Raw genomic sequence first — 17,251 nt, 5'->3', positions numbered from 1 at the left:
TCATTCCGGGGCGCGCGTAGCGCGAGCCCGGAATCCATTCATCTAACAACTCTGCGGCCCAATGGATTCCGGGCTCGCCACTTCGTGGCGCCCCGGAATGACGGGATCTACCGCTTCTTCCTGCTCGCAAACGCGTTGAACGCAGCGATAGCATCGTCCGACTTCAAGCGCTCGCCGAACAGATGGGCCTCCTGGTCGATGCGGCGGGTGAGTTGCTCCGGCGGGGCACGCAGCAGCTTGCGCGAGGTCGCGACCGCCTCGGCGGGCAGCCGGCAGATATCGCGCGCCACCTTGCGCGCCTCGACCTCGGTGTGCCCCGGCGAGACCACGGTGTTGACGAAGCCGGCGGCGTGCGCCTCCGCGGCGGTGAAGGTCCGTCCCATCACCAGCATCGCGAAGGCGCGCTGGTAACCCATCGTGTTCGGCATCAAGAGGCTGGCGGCGCCGACCGGCACCAGCCCGAGATGGATATAGGGCGCGGAGAAGGTCGCCGCGTTCGAAGCGAGCACGTAGTCGCAATGGAACAGCATCACGGTGCCCATGCCGATCGAGGCGCCGTCCACGGCCGCGATGATCGGCTTGACGTTGAGGGCGAGCGAATAGAGAAACTTGGCGCCGTCCGAAAGCGTCTCCGGGCGTGCCGTGTCGGCCTTCAGAAAATCGTCGATGTCGTCGCCGGCCGTGAACACGCCGGAGCCGCCGGTGATGATCATGCAGCGGATATCGGGGTTGTTCTGCGCGGTGTCGATCGCGCGGCTCATCTCCCGATACATGTCCTGCGTGATCGCGTTCTTCTTGCCCGGGCGGCGCAGGGTGATCACGCGCGTTCCACGCTCTTCGGCGACGATGATATTGCCATTCGGCATGATGACCCCCTGCGGTCGCCGCGACGGCTTGCCGCCGGCGAGTCTCGCAAGCATCAGCCTACATCATCTTGCAGACGTGCCAATCCGCCCGCTCGGCCTTTTCGACGACGATTCCCTTGATCCCGGCGCATGGCGCCGCCCGTCGCGGCGGTATTCCGTCCAGGGAACCATGATCGGCTGGATCGCACCGGCGCACCGCTCATGGGATCATTGCGCATTGCAACAAATGGCTACAATGTTTCATTTGAAAAACCGGTGGTTGTGGTGCACGATCGTGCCGTTCCATTTGGCCGATTGCTCGATTGATGATTGCCGCGACGAGTGTCGACGAATCCTCGCTGCATTATCGCGGCTGGCGCGTTGTGCTGGCCTGTTTCCTGATGGCCTTCTTTATGTTCGGCTTCGGCCTCTACGGCCAGGGCGTCTATCTCGCCGAGCTTCAGCGCGCCCATGGCTGGCCGGGCACGCTGGTCTCCGCGGCCAGCACCTTCTCGTTTCTGCTGACCTCCGTCCTCGTCATCTTCACCGACGATCTGCTCGCCCGTATCGGGCTGCGTTCGCTGATCCTGTGCGGCCTCTCGGCGCTCGGCGCATCGACCGTTCTGCTGGCGCTGATGCAGACGCCCTGGCAGCTCTATCTTGCCTATGCGCTGATGGCGGTCGGCTGGACCGGCATGGGCACCGTGGTGATCGCGACGGTGCTGAACTCCTGGTTCGATCGGCGCCGCGGCCTCGCGCTCAGCCTCGCCTTCAACGGCGCGACCTGCGGCGGCATCGTCCTCGTTCCGCTGTTGCTGTCGCTGACCTCCAGCATCGGCTTCCGCTCGGCGATGCTGGCGGCCACGACGGTGATGGTGCTGCTGGTGCTGCCGGTGGTCGTCGGCTTCATCGGCTGGCCGGCCGGGCTGCCGCTGGCATCGGGCGAACGCCCCGCCGGTGGCGGCACGCCCGCGCCGGCCCATTCCCGCAAGGCGCTGCTCGCCAACGCGGCGTTCTGGACCATGGTGCTGCCGATCGCGATCGCGCTGCTGGCGCAGATGGGCTTCATCGTCCACCAGGTGACATTCCTCGAACCGCTGATCGGGCGCGCCAGCGCCGGCCTTGCCGTGACCATCATGGCCGCGATGGCGGTGGTCGGGCGCCTGTCGCTCGGCCTGTTCGTCGACCGGCTCGATCCGCGGCTCGCCTGCGCGGCGTCGATGACGAGCCAGGCGGCGGCGCTGTTCGTGCTCCTGCAGAGCACGAGCCCGACGGCGCTGCTGGTGTGCTGTGCCGTCTACGGCTTCTCGATCGGCAACATGATCACGTTCCCACCTTTGATCATCCAGCGCGAGATCGGCTCTGCCGCCTTTGCCGCCGCGATGGGCCTGGGCACGTCGATCAGCGGCGTCGTCAGCGCCTTCGGCCCGGGCATCGTCGGCCTGGTCCGCAGCCTGACCGGCAACTACACGACGGCGTTTGCGATGTGTGTGGCGCTGGATCTCATCGCCGCGAGCATCGTGCTGTGGCGACCGGGGAGGCGGGCGAAGCTCGCAGCTTCATAGCCTGGATGGAGCGAAGCTCCAGGATGACCGACTGTGGGCCAACTGCGTCCCCAACATTCGGTGTCATCGCCCGACTTGATCGGGCGATCCAGTACTCCGAGACATCCGTAGTTTACCGAGAGGCCGCGGCGTACTGGATTCCCCGCCTTCGCGGGGAATGACAGCGGGGAGGAGGGTAGACCTTACCCCAGCAACACCGCATCCGCCGCCGCGACCGACTCCGCGCTTTCCGTCACGGTGCGCTCCAGCCCGGCCGCCTGCACCGTGATGTTCTCGGCGAAGAAGCGGGCGAGCGAGACGTAGCGCTGTGCATCGGCAAGGCCGTCGCCCTTCGCGGCGAGCGCCTCGGACGCCAGCATGCAGCCGCCGAGCGTGGCGCCGAACTGCTGCAGATACGGCGTTGCGCCGGCGAGCGCCTCGTTCGGCGCGGACGTGACGCGCTCGAGCAGCCACTTGCTGGTGCGCGTCAGCGCGTCCAGCGCTTCGCGCAGCTTTGCGCCCGTGGTGCCGAAAGCGGGGTCGTTGGAGGCTTCGACCTGCTTGACGACGGCCGAGAGCTCGTCGAGCAGCGCCCACACCGCGGCGCCGCCATTGGCCGCGAGCTTGCGCGTGACGAGGTCGATCGCCTGGATGCCGTTGGTGCCCTCGTAGATCGCCGTGATGCGGGCGTCGCGATAGTACTGCGCGGCGCCGGTCTCCTCGATGAAGCCCATGCCGCCATGCACCTGCACGCCGAGATAGGCGACCTCGTTGCCGATATCGGTGGAATAGCCCTTGGCCATCGGCGTCAGCAGCGCCGCGCGCGCGGCCGCGTCAGCGCGGACCTTTGGATCCCTGGCGCGGGTCGAAACGTCGATTGCGACGGCGGTCGCGTAGCAGATGGTGCGCGCCGCCGCGGTCTGCGCCCGCATCCGCATCAGCATGCGCTTGACGTCGGGGTGGACGAAGATCGCGTCCGAACCGTCGCCCTTCTTGCCGACGGCGCGGCCCTGCTTGCGCTCCTGCGCATAGGACAATGCCTGCTGATAGGCGCGATCGGCAACGCCGACGCCTTCGAGGCCGACGCCGAGGCGGGCCTGGTTCATCATCGTGAACATGCAGCGCATGCCCTGGTTCTCTTCGCCGATCAGGAAACCAATGGCGCCGCCATAGTCGCCCATGGTCATGGTGCAGGTCGGCGAAGCATGCATGCCGAGCTTGTGCTCGACGCCGCTCGCAAAAATGTCGTTGCGTGCGCCGAGCGAGCCGTCGGCATTGACCATGAACTTGGGAACAAGAAAGAGAGAAATCCCCTTGGTGCCGGCGGGCGCATCCGGCAGACGCGCCAGCACGAAATGCACGATGTTGTCGGTCATGTCGTGCTCGCCATAGGTGATGAAGATCTTCGTCCCCTTGATGCGATAGGTGCCGTCGGCCTGCTTTTCGGCGCGGGTGCGCAGCGCGCCGACGTCGGAGCCGGCCTGCGGCTCGGTGAGCTGCATGGTGCCGGTCCATTCGCCCGAGACGAGCTTCTCGAGGTAGATCGCCTTCAGCTCGTCGCTGCCATGCGCATCCAGCGCCTCGATCGCCGAGGCCGTCAGCAGCGGGCACAGGCCGAAGGCGACGTTGGAGGCGCTCCAGATCTCGGTGCAGGCGGCGTTGATCGCAACGGGCAGGCCCTGGCCGCCGAACGCTTCAGGCCCGGACACCGCGTTCCAGCCGCCCTCGGTCCAGCGCTTATAGGCATCGGGCCAGCCCGGCGCAGTCGTGACTTTCCCGGCGTCGAGCTTGATGCCGTGCTCGTCGCCGACACGGTTGAGCGGCGCCAGCACGTCGGTGGCGAACTTGCCGGCTTCCTCCAGCACGGCGGCCACGATGTCGGCGTCGAAATCGCCATAATGGCCGGCTTCCACGGCGGCCTTCAGGCCGGCGCCATGATTGAGCGACAGCAGCATGTCAGAGATTGGCGCGCGGTAGGTCATGGCTCACTCCCGTGGACAGATGTTGGCGCCGTCTTCCCATGAAACGCCGGAGGTCTCAACTGCCCGGACGCCGGACGCCGGCCGCCGGATGGCTCCGGCCCGGCACGGGCCTTCGTCCCGGGCGTATAATAGAGTGTGGCGCGGCCGGTCCCGGAAGCTGTGGTATTTTGCGCCTCCAGGCGGTTGAAATGCCGCGCCGCACCCTATAGACCGGCTGCGACCGAAGGGAATCTGCGGTAGCCAGTTCTTCCGCCGACCCCGGGTCGCCTGTTGGGGCGTAGCCAAGCGGTAAGGCAGCGGATTTTGATTCCGCCATTCGGAGGTTCGATCCCTCCCGCCCCAGCCAGCGCTTCCGACCAGCCTGAAATCGCGCACGAGGCCGGCCTGGCCGGGGAACTGCTGCACGGCTCTGCGACACATTGCTGCTGCACGGGGTGTCGTTCGAGATGGCTTTCCACACCTTTCGCCGGGACGCGGTGTATGTCTAAGGGGAAAATCGCGATCCGAAGGTTGCAGACAGAGCGACGCAATTCGTGGCACGATATGTTGCAGCATCTGGCGGGCCTTGCGGGTAAGCAAGGTTTGCGTCGAACTCGGAGCGGTTGATGAGGTTTCGGTCCGTTCTGAAGGCCGCACTCGGGCTCGCCCTGATCTGTCCGGCGGCAAGCGCGTTGGCCGCTGAGGCCGATGACGACAGCGACGGCGACAAGAAGCCGGCCGTGCCGACGATGTACCTCGATCTCAGAACCTATTACGCGCAAATCCCACAGGGATCCTTGGCGTTTGGCTTTGGTCATCCCTCCTTCTTCAATGCGGTGCCAACGCTCGCCGGATCGAACGGCGCTGCATTGTCGACCGGATTGCCGGCAGCAAAATCACTCAACGTCGATCTTCCGTTTACGATCGATGTCACCGATCGCGTCTCGCTCTACGCCGGCGTGTCCGGCAGTTCCACGCAGTTTGCGGGCAGCGGATGGTCTTCGTTTGACATCACCAGTTGGAATATCGGTTTCCAGGCCGACATCTACCAGCAGAATGGCGGGAATTTCCCGACCGTGACGCTGCAATCCACGATCACCCAATCCGTTCCAAACGGCCCACTGACCGCAACGTCTTTCAACAACATTCTCGAGTTCGATTATGCTCTGGACAAGGACGAGACTCGCGGCTTTCTCGTAGGCATCCAGCACATACGCGTTGATGTGGGCAACGCAGCGGTGAGAGTTAATCCAAATACGATCGGTTATGTCGGTGGCTATTATCAATGGCCGAATAACTGGAAGTTTACGGGGCGCGTCGGGGTACAGTCGTTCGAAGGCGCCCAGCTTCTGAACCTCGCGCCGATCCAGTCGTTCACCCAGCCCATCGTGCGACTCGATCTGGACCGCATGGACGACAATGACAACCGACTGTTTGGCTTGACCGCCGAGATCATGTGGCTGCCGAAACCGGCGTACCAGCTCACGCTCAGGACGCCACTATACGCGGTGCGCAACTAGCCGAGCGGCAGAGTCTCGCTAGTCGGCTATTGCTTGAGCTGCTTGATCAGATCTTCAATCTCGCGGTTGCCGGGCATCAAGCGTGAGAGTTGCTCAGCGTAGCCCAAGGCAGATGCGGAATCTCCTTTTTCGCGGCTCAGCGCGAGGGCCGCAGAAACGGATTCACGATCGTTGGGATGCACTTGCAAGCTGGTCCGTAGAACGGCAAGGGCGTCATCGCGGCGGCCAGAGGAGTTTAGCCCCACGGCATAGACGTAAGCATAGCGCGGTTGACCGGGGTCCAGCTCCGCTGCTTGACGCAATTCACCGAGCGCCTCATCGGCGCGCTTTTCCCGCACGAGCACGAGGCCGAGCGCGTGGTGAAGTGAGGCATTTTGCCCGGACTTGGTCAGGGTCTCGCGAAGAATGCGTTCGCCATCGCTGTCGCGCCCAAGCTGCCGGTAGAGATCGGAAAGATTGATGGCGGCAGGCGGGAACGATGGATCAAGCCTGAGGGCCGCCCGATATTCGGCCTCGGCTTCGGCGGCACCGGCCTGTCTTGCAAGGAAGTTGCCGAGCGCAGCCCGGGCGTCCGGACGATCCGCATTCAATTTCTGCGCCGCCACGAATTCGGCGGCGGCTTGCGTGAACTTGTTGCGATCGGCGGCCGGCTGGCGCGATGGCGGAACGGAGGCAAGAAGCTCGGCGGCGCGGATGCGCACGCCGCGCACCGGATCGGTCAATTGCGCAGATGCGAGCGTCCAGAGCTGGTCGGCCGGAATGCCCTCCAGCGCATCGAGCGCGCCCAATCTTACGAGCGGATCGGGATCGGAGAGAGCGCGACGGATTAGATCGGCGTCGGGAGCGGGCAACTCGGCCAGCGCGCTGGCGCGGACTATCCCCGGAGCGTCATTCGCGACAACGGCCGAAAGGAGAGCCTGCGCGTCGGCCGCTTCGCTCCATGCCGCATGAAATGCCCGCGCATAGGCCTGAAAACCCAGGCGCTGCGGACCGAACCAGGTTTCGACCTGTTGCGCCGCCCATGCGGCGGGCTTGTCGCGATGGCAGTCGTTGCAGGCATTCGGTGTGCCAAGCCGCACCGACAAGTCGGGGCGGGGGATGCGGAAGCCGTGGTCGTGGCGGCGATCGACAACCATGTAGCGACGTTCCGGCATGTGGCAGGAGGCGCAACCTGGCGGCGGCGATACATTGGCATGCTGCCGGTGGGCGGCAGCTTCATACTTGGCCGGCGCATGGCATTGCGCACAGACGCCATCGCCGGGTGCTTTGAGTGCCGCACTGTGCGGATCATGGCAGTCGCTGCAGGTGACGCCCTTGGCGAACATCTTGCTCTGCTTGAACGAGGCGTAGTTGTAGGTCTCCTCGTCGTCGCGCATCTGGCCGTCGGCATGGAAGCGTTGCCGGTCGAGCAGCGACACCCGATGGGTTTCCGACAGGGACTCGCCCGGCATCCAGTCTTCGGAGAACTGTCCGCGTCGCGCGTGGCAGCGCCCACAGACCTCGACTTCCTTGCGCAGCGTTGCCGGAGGCGCGCTGCGCTTCGGAGTCATGGTTTCGGCATCGGCTGACCAGGTGATGCCCGAGCGTTCGTCGAATCGGACAAGCAGGCCCTTGTCCGGGCTGCGCGCTGCAGGCTTCTGGTGCGCCCATGCAACATGTCGCGAGCCTGCGCCATGACAGGCCTCGCAGCCGACGCTAATCTCGGAGAAGTTGGTCGCGAACCGGTCCTTCGCGGCGTCGTAGTTCTTGTGCACGTCCGTCGAGTGGCACTCGGCGCACATGAAATTCCAGTTCTGATTGAGCCTGGTCCAGTGCAGGGGATCGCTGCTGGTGACGGCAGCATCCGGATAGAGATGGAACCAGCGCTGTCCCCCCTGATCTTTGGGCCGCGTGTCCCATGCAATCGACAGGGCCTGGATGCGTCCATCGGGGAATTCGATCAGATATTGCTGCAGGGGATCGACCCCGAAGGTGTATTTCACCTCAAACGTCGCAAGCTTGCCGTCCGGGCCGTCTGTCTCGACCAGAAATTGTTGGTCCTTGCGGAAGAAGCGCGAGCGCGTGCCGGCATATTCGAACGCGGCATCGTCGAAGTCGCCGCGGACAGACGCGTCAGTCGCGTGGTCCATGGCGTGACGATGTTGCGAGCTTTGCCACAGCCGTGTCTCCGCCTGGTGGCAGCCGCTGCACGCCTGGCTGCCGACAAAGCTCAGCTCGGCCTCGCGGGTCGGTTGAGACGGGATGTCGGACGTCTTGAACCAGGACAGCCCGCTTGCGAGCAGAACGAACAGCGCACCCGACCCGATTGCCAGCAGAGCGGCAGTTCGCAAGCGGAATGCTGGCGCGGGGCGTCGAGCGGGAGCCGAACGGTCTTGTTCGGGCCGGGCCTTCGTGGGGGCCTTCTGACGCCTGCGGCTCTTCCGAGAACCCTTCGTCACGTCCGGTCACCCATCGCGTGCTGCGCAGGAAGAGTTACATGCGAAGGTCGTTGTCGTGAAGGGCAATTCGGGTTTCGCGGGCGAGATCGACAAGCGAGGCGCAGAACGTCAGGAGCGCGGCCATGAACAGCACTGCAACGCCGTATTCGTGGGCGACATCGAACAGTGCACTGATGAAGGCAACGATGATGATGAGCGCCGTGAGGATCGCAGAGAGGATGGAGCAGAACAGCGACCTGTTCAAGAGCGACGCCCGGAGCCGCAGCCGGGGAATATCCGTCTTGAGGTAAGCCCTTGAGGCATCACCATCGGTGATGCCGTGAAGAAATTGGGCCCGGTCGACCACCCGGTTGATGCGGGAAACGAGGACCGAGATGAAGGACGCGACGGCCCCCAGCAGGAAAGCCGGAGCCGCCACGTTGCCGATGATCCGTGCCAGCTGGTCGATCGAGGGCGTTACCGGCATCAACTGGATCACGTTCTCCATCTTCGCTCGATCCTCCAGCTTCCTCACGTGTCGCGAATGCCCGGATGGGCGGGATCTTGAACGTGCCGTCCTTCAGCGCAGTCTTGGTCTCGTAGACCCGAACGCTGATTGAAAGGCATGTTTGGCGGGCAGGCAGCGCGGCACCAGGTGCGGTTGCGATCAAATCGCGGCGACGAAGGGAAATCACTCCCGGTTCGGCAGCGCCGTCGACCTTCAACACGCCCTGGTGCGACAAGCTGGACAGCAGCCATCACTCCATGCACTTCCGGACGAACTGCACGCGTTCCACAAGCCCGAGGCCTTTCGCCTGCTTGCGGCAGCCTTCCAGTTTGTCGATGCGCAGCTCGACCTTCTGGGCCAAATTGAGCCCGATGTCGCCCGAGACCTGTGGCGCGGTGCCCCCGGCCGGGGCTGTCTCGGCATCGGCGGACGGACCGTCTCCGGCGGCCCGCGCCGCAGCCTGCAGGCGCTTGATGTCTTCGGGCGACAGCTTTGGCCGGTCGATATTCAGCGTGATCTTGTTCAGCTTGCCGGTGAAGGCGAACGGCGTGCTGTAGTCGTTATCGTCGACCGGCGTGCCGGTATCGGAGCCGATGTCGAGCGATTCGTCGAATTGCAGGATGAAGGGAAGCGTATGCTCCATCTTTTGGGTTGCGACCTCGGCGCCGTCAACTTTCAGCACCCCTGTGCCGCCCTTGCCAACGCCGCTGTAATCGCCGAACGCCATCGTCGCCGGACCTAGTCCATCATACTTGAAATCGAATTCAAGTATGTGCTTGCCGGGCGTGAGGTCCGGTCCTTCCCAGCGCACGCGCTTGAGATCGACCAAATTCCAGGTGAACACCGGCTTGTTCTTCAACACGTAGAAGCCGTAACCCGCGAACCGGCCGCCTTGGGTGATCAGCATGCCGTCGCTGCCGCCCTGAGGTATCTCGATCTCGACCTTGAAGTTGTAGGATGTATTGAGGACGCTCGGCGCGTCGCCGTTCGGAGTGCCGATGATCGGCCTTGTCCAGACGAACTGCGAGCGGCCTGCGCTCAGGCTCGGCCGCGGTGCGAGGGCTCTGGCGACCAGCGTCGAGTCGAGCGGGAACACCTGGTACTTCGTTGCCTCCTTGACGAACAAGTCCTGCAGTTCCTTGAGCTTCGCCGGGTTCTTTGCGGCGAGATCATCGGACTGGGTCCAGTCATTGCGCAGGTCGTAAAGCTCCCATTGGAAGTTCGCCGGGTCGACGGTCTTCGCGACCGTCACCCAGGGCGGCCGGATCACCGTGGTGCTGGCGATCCAGCCGTCGTCGTAGATGGCACGATCTGCCATCATCTCGAAATATTGCGTCTTGTGCGTCGTGGGCGCATTCGCGTTGGTCTTGTCGAAGGTGTACATCATGCTGACACCCTCGATCGGGCTCTGCTTGATGCCATCCACCATGTCGGGCTGCTTGATCTTCGCCGCTTCGAGAATGGTCGGAACAATGTCGATGACGTGGTGGAACTGGTTACGAATCCCGCCTTTGTCCGTGATCACCTTCGGCCATGAGATCGCCATGCCCTGGCGGGTCCCACCGAAGTGCGACACGATCTGCTTGGTCCAGGAGAACGGCGTATCGAACGCCCAGGCCCAGCCGATCGACATGTGGTTGTAGGTACGGTCGGTGCCCCAGACGTCGTAGAAATACTTTAGCTGGTCCTCGACCGATGGATTGGCACCGTTGAACATTGCCATTTCGTTCGGAGTGCCATTGGGCTGACCCTCGGCGCTGGTGCCGTTGTCGCCCTCGATGTATATGATCAGCGTGTTGTCGAGCTTGCCCATGTCCTCGACTGCCTGGATCACGCGACCGATCTCGTTGTCGGCGTAGGCTGCATAGGCGGCGAACACATCGGCCTGGCGGACGAACAGCTTCTTCTCGTCGGCGCTGAGCTGATCCCATTCCTTGATCAGATCCTTCGGCCACGGAGTCAGCTTGGCATTCTGCGGGATCACGCCGAGCTTCTTCTGGTTGGCGAAGATGGTCTCTCGCAGCTTGTTCCAGCCATCGTCGAACAGATGCATGGCGCTGATCTTGTCGACCCATTCCTTGGTCGGGTGATGCGGCGCATGGGTCGCGCCCGGCGCAAATTTGATGAGGAAGGGCTGATCGGGCGACAGCGCGTTCATCCGGTTCATGTAGTCGATGGCTTCGTCGGCCATCGCCGTCATCAGGTTCCAGCCCGGCTTGTCGACAAAGGGATAGATCGGCGTTGTGTTGCGGACCAGTGTGCCCGACTGCCACTGGCTCGTGTCGCCGCCCATGAAGCCGTAGAAATATTCAAAGCCCATGCCGGTCGGCCATTGATCGAACGGTCCGGCCTGGCTCGCCTGATATTCCGGTGTGTTATGGTTCTTGCCGAACCACGCGGTGTGGTAGCCGTTGTCGGTGAGGATGCGGCCGATCGTGGCCTTATCTTTGGTGATGATGCTGTCATATCCGGGAAAGCCTGTGGCTTGCTCTGCGACCACCCCGAAGCCGGCCGAATGATGATTGCGCCCGGTGATCAGCGCGGCGCGGGTTGGCGAGCACAGTGCGGTCGAATGGAAATTGGTATAGCGCAGACCGTCCGCGGCGATGCGGTCGAGCGCCGGGGTCGGGATGACGCCGCCGAAGGTGCTCGGTACGCCATATCCTGCATCGTCCGTAATGATCAAAAGGACGTTCGGTGCGTTCCTGGGTGGCACAATACGCGCCGGCCAGTACGGCTTCGAATTCGTTGCCCCCTGTTCGATCTTGCCCCCAAACTTCTGCGGCGGCGGTGGAAGCTGGTCGCCGGGAATGGTGATGGTCGCAGCCGGGGAGCCCGGAGGCGGCGTGGTTGGCTGCGCTTGCTGTGCAAACGCCGGGGATATCGCCGATGCCAAAAATAGTACGGAAGCAATCGCACGAAAATTCATTGCAAGCCCTCCTGAGAGGCGCTCAAACGCGCGGATGCTGTCATTCTTCAGGATCATGCAGAGAGTGACGTTGATGCAGATCAACCCACGGCATCCTCAAGATCGGTTTCAGCCGCTATATCGAGAAGTCTTCTGCGCTCTCGCGATCTCTCTTGGCTAACCAGGCGTGACCGAGGAAGATCACAAGGATCGCGTGGAGCGCGATCGCCGGCCATAAGAGGATTCCAGTTAACTGGTGGCCGATCGCGAGGTAAAGGAGGTAGATTGCTGCCAGGACGTTGTAGGTCATCAGCGCGCGAACGGATGGCAGTGGGCCCACCGCGCCAGAAGGCCAGGTGGCGAGTGTCAGTCCGAGCAGAGCGATAGCCGTCAGCCGGCCGAGCGCGCTGTCGGCATCCGAAAATTCACTGCCGAATACCAGCCGGGCGAACCATGACGGTCGAGCGAACAGGACGAGACCGGTCGCCGCGGCCTCGATGGCCGCGGCGAGAACGGTCCATCTTGCGATCTCCATGCCTTTCAACATACCGATCTCTGCTGACGCCCGAACTCATCCCACGCGTCTGACTGGTGGAATCTTGTAGGTGCCATCGAGCAACGGCTTGCTCGGCTGGTACGCGCGGATGGTCAAGTTGAACGGAAGACTCGGCGGACAGGGCAGCCAGTTTGCTTCCTTGTCGGCGCCAGGCGTCGTGGCCTGGATGTAGATATCCAGCGAGCCGTCCGCGTTGTACTTGAGTGGCATTCCGGAAAGAATCCCGTAGCGGTCAATTGAGTTCCGTACGTAAAAATTCTCGCGATAGGGCGAGACGGACCAGACGCCGCTGGCCGAGGGCGGAAAGTCATCCTTGCCGAAATGCAGAACGTACCTGGCGGCACCATCCAGAACATTGCCATCGCCGTCCACGAATGCACTGGGATACACGGCATCATCGGAGGTCAACGCACCAAGTCCGAGCCAGGCGATCAGGGCGCGGGTGTTGTAGTCGGTGCCATATCTCCCGATATTCAGCATGTTGATCCAGCCGTTCACAGACGGCGCTTCGTAAGGTCCCTCCTGAAACTTCAGCCATACCTCGCCCGGTGCGCCGTTCAGGCCCTTGATGATGGCGCGATCCAGCTTGCTGGTGTCGAACTCCTTGCCAGGTTCGATGCCGATCTTCTTGAGTTTCTCGAGCATCTTGGTGTCGGCCGGATAGGGCGGGTTGTCCTTCAACAGCGTCGCCAGACGCTTGAAAAACATCTCCCCCGTCATCAATCGCACCTGATCGTACGGAGTTGTGGTGAGGTCCACGGCAGGATCGATCGGAACGTCGCTGGGCGGCATATACGGCTTGCCCCATGCGCTGAGCGGCGTGATTAGAAGCTGATCCTGCAGGGCATGGATTTCCGGAAAGTCCTGCGGGCCCGCGGCCGACATCTGCACGAGCAACCATGCAAAGCGCGTCGGGCATCGGTAGACGTCCTTGATGTCCGACGGCGCGGTGCCGTTCCACTTGGGCCCGGCGACGAGGAAGTTGCCTGCGCCCGTGCCGGTGGTGCGGCTGCCGATCGAGCCAAAATCGTCGGTCCACATATTCATCAACTGCAGGACGATGTAACGCCCCTTCGTGTCGGGGTGCGAGGCAACAAGCGGCTCCTTGTCGAGATCAAGAACGGCGAACGACCACACCGAGTTGACGCTGATCCGCACGACATCCTTGAAATCCGGGCTGACGTAGCCCTTCATCCGACCGAATTGGTTGATGGGTGCCTTGTATTCTCCCGACTTTGATGTCGCCGTGATCACGCCATTTGTCACGTCCATCATGACCAGCGGGAAGCCATAGACGTAGCACTCCATACCAAGCAGGTACGCGATCTCCTCTTTCACATCATCTTTCAGGTCCTTAAGGTCTCCCAGCTCTCCCTTCAGAAATTGGCCTAGTTTTTCCGCTCGAGTCTGCGCGGTGCTCGATCCTGGCAGCGTGGCGGCTGCGCCCAGCGCCAGAGCGCCCAGACCCAGATCACGGCGGTGGATCCTGAACGAATTCATCCACTGATTGGCGATGTTCATGGCGATCTCCTCTGCCTTGAGTTCAATCGCGGGTTCAATGCAGTGCTAGTTCTTGCCTGTCGTTTGTGACTTCGGCTCAGGTTCGAGCTTGAAGGTCAGTTTGTTGATCTTGCCGGTGAACTTGAACGGAGTGTCGTAGCGATACTCCACGAGGGCCACTCCCGTGCGGGTGTCCTGGCCGACATCGAAGGTCTCATCCTCGGGGAAAGTGACAGGTATGGTGTGCTCCAGGGAATTCCTGGCTACTTCCTTGCCGTCCACCGAGAGCACGCCCGTGCCACCTTTGCCCAGGCCCGGTTCATCGGGCTTGAAGTCGAAGGCGATGGTGTGCTTGCCGGCGCTCAGCTCGGGCCCCTCCCACGTCGTGCGCTTGAGGTCGAGCAGGTTATAGAGGAACACCACCTTGCCTCGGCCGACGCCAAACTCGCCTTTGCTCAGGAACAGGCCGTAGCCTCCGAAGCGGCCGCCATGGGTGACGATCATCCCCTCAGCTCCGCCTTCGGGAATGTCCACTTCAGCGGTGATGCTGTAGCTCTTGTTCAGGATGTCGGGCGCCGCACTGGCGGGTGTGCCGATCAGTTCGCCCGAATACGTGAAGACCGTTCGTCCGGCCGTGAGACTCGGGCGCGGCGTGTTCCAGCGCGCCAGCGTCGAGTTGTCGAGCGGCAGCACGTTGTATTTCTTCGCCTCGGCGTAGAAGAGATCCTGCAGTTGCCTGAGCTTGTCCGGCATCTTCGCCGCGAGATCGTTGAACTGCGTGGGATCTTCCTGAACGTTGTAGAGCTCCCAATTGTAGCCGGTGATCACGTCCGGCGGCGTCTTGGTGCTCAGCTCCCAGGGGAGCGTCGCAGGCGTCGTGGCCGCCACCCACCCGTCCTGATAGATGGCGCGATTGCCGAGCATCTCGAAATATTGCGTGGTGTGGCGCGACGCTGTGTTGGCGTTCGCTTTGTCCCACGTGTACGTCATGCCGACGCCTTCGATGGGAATCTGCTTGATCCCGTTGATCGTGTCGGGTTGCGAAATGCCGGTCGCTTCGAGAATGGTCGGTACGACGTCAATGACGTGGTGGAACTGGCGGCGGATGCCGCCGACATCCGTGATGTGGCCCGGCCAGGACATGACCACGCCCTGGGCCGTCCCGCCGAAGTGTGATGGCACCTGCTTCACCCACTTGAAGGGTGTATCCATCGTCCACGCCCAGCCGGCCGCGAAATGCGGGAAGGTCCGCTCCGATCCCCAGAACGGATACCAGAGCAACTGATCCTTCACCGGCACGGGAACGCCATTGAAGGTGGTGAACTCGTTCGGTGTGCCGTTGAGCATGCCTTCGGCGCTCGCACCGTTGTCGCCGCCGATGTAGATGATCAGGGTGTTGTTTAGCTCTCCTAAGTCTTCGACCGCCTGGATGACCCGTCCGATCTCATGGTCGGCGTAGGCGAGATAGGCGCCATAAACATCCGCCTGCTTGATGAAGAGCTTCTTTTCGTCCCAGCTCAGCGAGTCCCACTCCGGCAGGTCCTTCGGCCACGGGGTGAGCTTGGCGTTCTCGGGCATGATGCCGAGCCGCTTCTGGTTGGCGAAGATCTTCTCGCGTACCTTGTTCCAGCCCTCGTCGAAGAGGTGCATGTCGCTGATCTTCTTGACCCACTCGGGCGTGGGGTGATGCGGCGCATGTGTGGCGCCCGGCACGTAATAGACGAAGAACGGCTTGTCCGGCGCGACCTCCTTGAGCTGCTTCATGTGCTGAATGGCCTCGTCTGCCATCGCGGTTTCCAGATTCCAGCCGGGATTGCCCTGGAAGGGATAGATCGCCGTCGTGTTGCGGAAGAGATTCGGCTGCCACTGGCTCGCATCGCCGCCGACGAAGCCGTAGAAATAATCGAAGCCCATTCCGTTCGGCCATTGGTCGAACGGCCCGGCCTGGCTCGACTGATAGGACGGCGTGTTGTGATCCTTGCCGAACCACGAAGTCGCGTAGCCGTTCGCCTTCAGAATGGTGCCGATCGTGCCTTTCTCGATCGGGATGATCGAGTCGTAACCCGGGAAACCCGTTGCGATTTCGCCGACCACCCCATAGCCGACCGAGTGATGGTTGCGTCCGGTGATCAACGCTGCGCGGGTCGGCGAGCATAGCGACGTCGAATGGAAGTTCGTGTAGCGCAAGCCGGCCTTTGCGATCCGGTCCATGCTGGGCGTCGGGATGATGCCGCCGAAGGTGCTCGGTGCGCCAAAACCCTGGTCATCCGTCATGATCACTAGCACGTTCGGCGCGCCCTTGGGCGGCACGACGCGCGGCGGCCACCATGGCGTCGACTCGGATGCCTTGTCCTTGATGACCCCACCGAACTTCGGATCGGGAGGCGGGAGCTGGTTGCCGGGAATGGTGATGGTCGCGGCCGGGGAGCCCGGAGGCGGCGTGGTCGGTTGTGCTTGCTGCGCAAATGCAGGGGCGGATATCGCCGATGTCAAAAATAGTATGGAAACAATCGCACGAAAATTCATTGCATGCCCTCCTGAGAGGTGCGCAAAACGCGCGGATGTCGTCATCCTTCAGGATCATGCAGAGAGTGACGTTGATGCAGATCAACCCACCGGGGGCGACGCCGAGGGGCAGCGTCGGTCGCCCGGCTATCCTAACCAGCAGGGCACGCTCATCTTTTGTATGGGTTTACCGGTGCCACGCGGGTCAAGCATCTGCAACACGCCAGCACATTGGAGAGCAGAACGCGCTCACACTCGCCATCGTGTACCGGACGGGCCGAACGACGGACCTTGAGCGAAATCAACGGGACGAAATTTCAGGGTCGCACACTTCCAGGGGCAAGCTTTCCTGACCTTCACCCCGGATCGACAGCGACCCGCTATGCGCGTCCACAAGCTCAATCATCCCGTCGCCGGTGCCGTGCTCGCGATCACCTTGGTTGCAGCAATTTCGTTGGCGTCCTGGCAGAAGCTTCCTGCGAAGCACCGGCTTGCAATCAAGAGCGATCGTCTCGAGCAAATCGATCCTCGTGACCCGGGGCTCGGTTGTGCGCAAGCCGTGTGGCCCTATGGATGTGGTTGGCAACTGCCTCCGGAAAGACGAGAGACGAAAAGGCACTTCCCAAAACGGCGGCAGGGATTGCTTTGGTTTTTTTCATGACCAGGCGCGAGGTGTTCACCGCAGCGGCTCGACCTTTGCAGCCATGTCGGGCGCACGGCCGACCCTGTAGGTCGCGTTGCCACACTTCAGCACCCACACGGCGTGGTCGGGCTTTGATCGTTGTCGATCCCTGACTGCACCGAGTGGCTTGTCACAGGCAAAGCCTTGCATGCGTATCTGCGCCGCGAGCATGCTCTGCGGCGTTTCCTGAGCGGCTTGGGCGGGCCCTGTCGTCAGTCCGCCCATCGTGCTTGCCAGCACCAGTACACCAAGCGTCCTGTAAACGTTACCCTCCTGCTGTGACCGGGGACCTGCCTTCGCGAGCT

At 62.7% G+C, this 17,251-nt stretch carries 12 protein-coding genes and 1 tRNA gene; 4 read left to right on the top strand and 9 right to left on the bottom strand.

Going from position 1 to position 17,251, the window contains the following annotated elements; genetic code table 11:
• Positions 1 to 107 precede the first annotated feature (107 nt).
• Positions 108 to 866, bottom strand: coding sequence for an enoyl-CoA hydratase-related protein (locus tag EI171_RS34860; RefSeq protein ID WP_011085440.1), 759 nt, complete (start codon positions 864 to 866; stop codon positions 108 to 110).
• Between the two features lie 129 nt (positions 867 to 995).
• On the opposite strand from EI171_RS34860, the gene EI171_RS34855 reads away from it, so the two are divergent.
• Positions 996 to 1,172 carry a hypothetical protein gene (locus EI171_RS34855; protein ID WP_157839390.1) on the top strand — a complete coding sequence of 59 codons (177 nt, stop codon included), beginning with the start codon at positions 996 to 998 and terminating at the stop codon, positions 1,170 to 1,172.
• Positions 1,172 to 2,410, top strand: a complete 1,239-nt coding sequence (locus tag EI171_RS34850; RefSeq protein ID WP_161536011.1) for an MFS transporter — start codon at positions 1,172 to 1,174, stop codon at positions 2,408 to 2,410. The genes EI171_RS34855 and EI171_RS34850 overlap by 1 nt, the downstream gene beginning before the upstream one ends.
• Positions 2,411 to 2,592: 182 nt before the next feature.
• Here EI171_RS34850 and EI171_RS34845 read toward each other — a convergent pair whose 3' ends face one another.
• Positions 2,593 to 4,371: an acyl-CoA dehydrogenase gene (locus tag EI171_RS34845; RefSeq protein ID WP_161536010.1), complete on the bottom strand. Its 1,779-nt coding sequence runs from the start codon at positions 4,369 to 4,371 to the stop codon at positions 2,593 to 2,595.
• 271 nt (positions 4,372 to 4,642) lie between these two features.
• Here EI171_RS34845 and EI171_RS34840 point away from each other — a divergent pair.
• Together EI171_RS34840 and EI171_RS34835 are read left to right on the top strand one after the other, a co-directional pair.
• A tRNA-Gln gene (locus EI171_RS34840) sits at positions 4,643 to 4,717 on the top strand.
• A gap of 259 nt (positions 4,718 to 4,976) precedes the next feature.
• The gene (locus EI171_RS34835; protein ID WP_161536009.1) at positions 4,977 to 5,870 is read left to right on the top strand and encodes a hypothetical protein; all 894 of its coding nucleotides are present in this window, start codon (positions 4,977 to 4,979) and stop codon (positions 5,868 to 5,870) included.
• Between the two features lie 26 nt (positions 5,871 to 5,896).
• On the opposite strand, the gene EI171_RS34830 is transcribed toward EI171_RS34835, so the two are convergent.
• From EI171_RS34830 to EI171_RS34800, 7 genes are all read right to left on the bottom strand, one after another.
• The gene (locus tag EI171_RS34830; protein WP_246740328.1) at positions 5,897 to 7,999 is read right to left on the bottom strand and encodes a tetratricopeptide repeat protein; all 2,103 of its coding nucleotides are present in this window, start codon (positions 7,997 to 7,999) and stop codon (positions 5,897 to 5,899) included.
• 343 nt (positions 8,000 to 8,342) lie between these two features.
• Positions 8,343 to 8,795, bottom strand: a complete 453-nt coding sequence (locus tag EI171_RS34825) for a DUF2721 domain-containing protein (RefSeq protein ID WP_246740327.1) — start codon at positions 8,793 to 8,795, stop codon at positions 8,343 to 8,345.
• Between the two features lie 250 nt (positions 8,796 to 9,045).
• Positions 9,046 to 11,724 carry an arylsulfatase gene (locus tag EI171_RS34820; protein WP_161536007.1) on the bottom strand — a complete coding sequence of 893 codons (2,679 nt, stop codon included), beginning with the start codon at positions 11,722 to 11,724 and terminating at the stop codon, positions 9,046 to 9,048.
• A 115-nt stretch (positions 11,725 to 11,839) separates the two neighbouring features.
• On the bottom strand, positions 11,840 to 12,250 hold the full coding sequence (locus EI171_RS34815; protein ID WP_246740326.1) for a hypothetical protein: 411 nt from the start codon (positions 12,248 to 12,250) through the stop codon (positions 11,840 to 11,842).
• 24 nt (positions 12,251 to 12,274) lie between these two features.
• Positions 12,275 to 13,780, bottom strand: a complete 1,506-nt coding sequence (locus tag EI171_RS34810; protein ID WP_161536006.1) for a DUF1254 domain-containing protein — start codon at positions 13,778 to 13,780, stop codon at positions 12,275 to 12,277.
• A 45-nt stretch (positions 13,781 to 13,825) separates the two neighbouring features.
• The gene (locus EI171_RS34805; protein ID WP_161536005.1) at positions 13,826 to 16,285 is read right to left on the bottom strand and encodes an arylsulfatase; all 2,460 of its coding nucleotides are present in this window, start codon (positions 16,283 to 16,285) and stop codon (positions 13,826 to 13,828) included.
• 280 nt (positions 16,286 to 16,565) lie between these two features.
• Complete coding sequence (locus EI171_RS34800) at positions 16,566 to 16,784, bottom strand: hypothetical protein (RefSeq protein WP_161536004.1); 219 nt, start codon at positions 16,782 to 16,784, stop codon at positions 16,566 to 16,568.
• Positions 16,785 to 17,251 lie beyond the last annotated feature (467 nt).

The organism is Bradyrhizobium sp. LCT2 (assembly GCF_009931255.1).
GTDB classification, from domain to species: Bacteria; Pseudomonadota; Alphaproteobacteria; order Rhizobiales; family Xanthobacteraceae; genus Bradyrhizobium; species Bradyrhizobium diazoefficiens.
Note: the sequence above shows the minus strand (reverse complement) of the source record. Positions and strands in the feature narration are given on the sequence as shown.

Excerpts from the sequence above, each read along its gene's own strand:
- EI171_RS34850 (WP_161536011.1), top strand. The coding sequence starts at position 1,172 with ATGATTGCCGCGACGAGTGTCGACGAATCCTCGCTGCATTATCGCGGC.
- EI171_RS34815 (WP_246740326.1), bottom strand. The coding sequence starts at position 12,250 with ATGTTGAAAGGCATGGAGATCGCAAGATGGACCGTTCTCGCCGCGGCC.
- EI171_RS34845 (WP_161536010.1), bottom strand. The coding sequence starts at position 4,371 with ATGACCTACCGCGCGCCAATCTCTGACATGCTGCTGTCGCTCAATCAT.
- EI171_RS34830 (WP_246740328.1), bottom strand. The coding sequence starts at position 7,999 with ATGGACCACGCGACTGACGCGTCTGTCCGCGGCGACTTCGACGATGCC.
- EI171_RS34810 (WP_161536006.1), bottom strand. The coding sequence starts at position 13,780 with ATGAACATCGCCAATCAGTGGATGAATTCGTTCAGGATCCACCGCCGT.
- EI171_RS34835 (WP_161536009.1), top strand. The coding sequence starts at position 4,977 with ATGAGGTTTCGGTCCGTTCTGAAGGCCGCACTCGGGCTCGCCCTGATC.
- EI171_RS34820 (WP_161536007.1), bottom strand. The coding sequence starts at position 11,724 with ATGAATTTTCGTGCGATTGCTTCCGTACTATTTTTGGCATCGGCGATA.
- EI171_RS34805 (WP_161536005.1), bottom strand. The coding sequence starts at position 16,285 with ATGAATTTTCGTGCGATTGTTTCCATACTATTTTTGACATCGGCGATA.
- EI171_RS34860 (WP_011085440.1), bottom strand. The coding sequence starts at position 866 with ATGCCGAATGGCAATATCATCGTCGCCGAAGAGCGTGGAACGCGCGTG.
- EI171_RS34825 (WP_246740327.1), bottom strand. The coding sequence starts at position 8,795 with ATGGAGAACGTGATCCAGTTGATGCCGGTAACGCCCTCGATCGACCAG.
- EI171_RS34855 (WP_157839390.1), top strand. The coding sequence starts at position 996 with ATGGCGCCGCCCGTCGCGGCGGTATTCCGTCCAGGGAACCATGATCGG.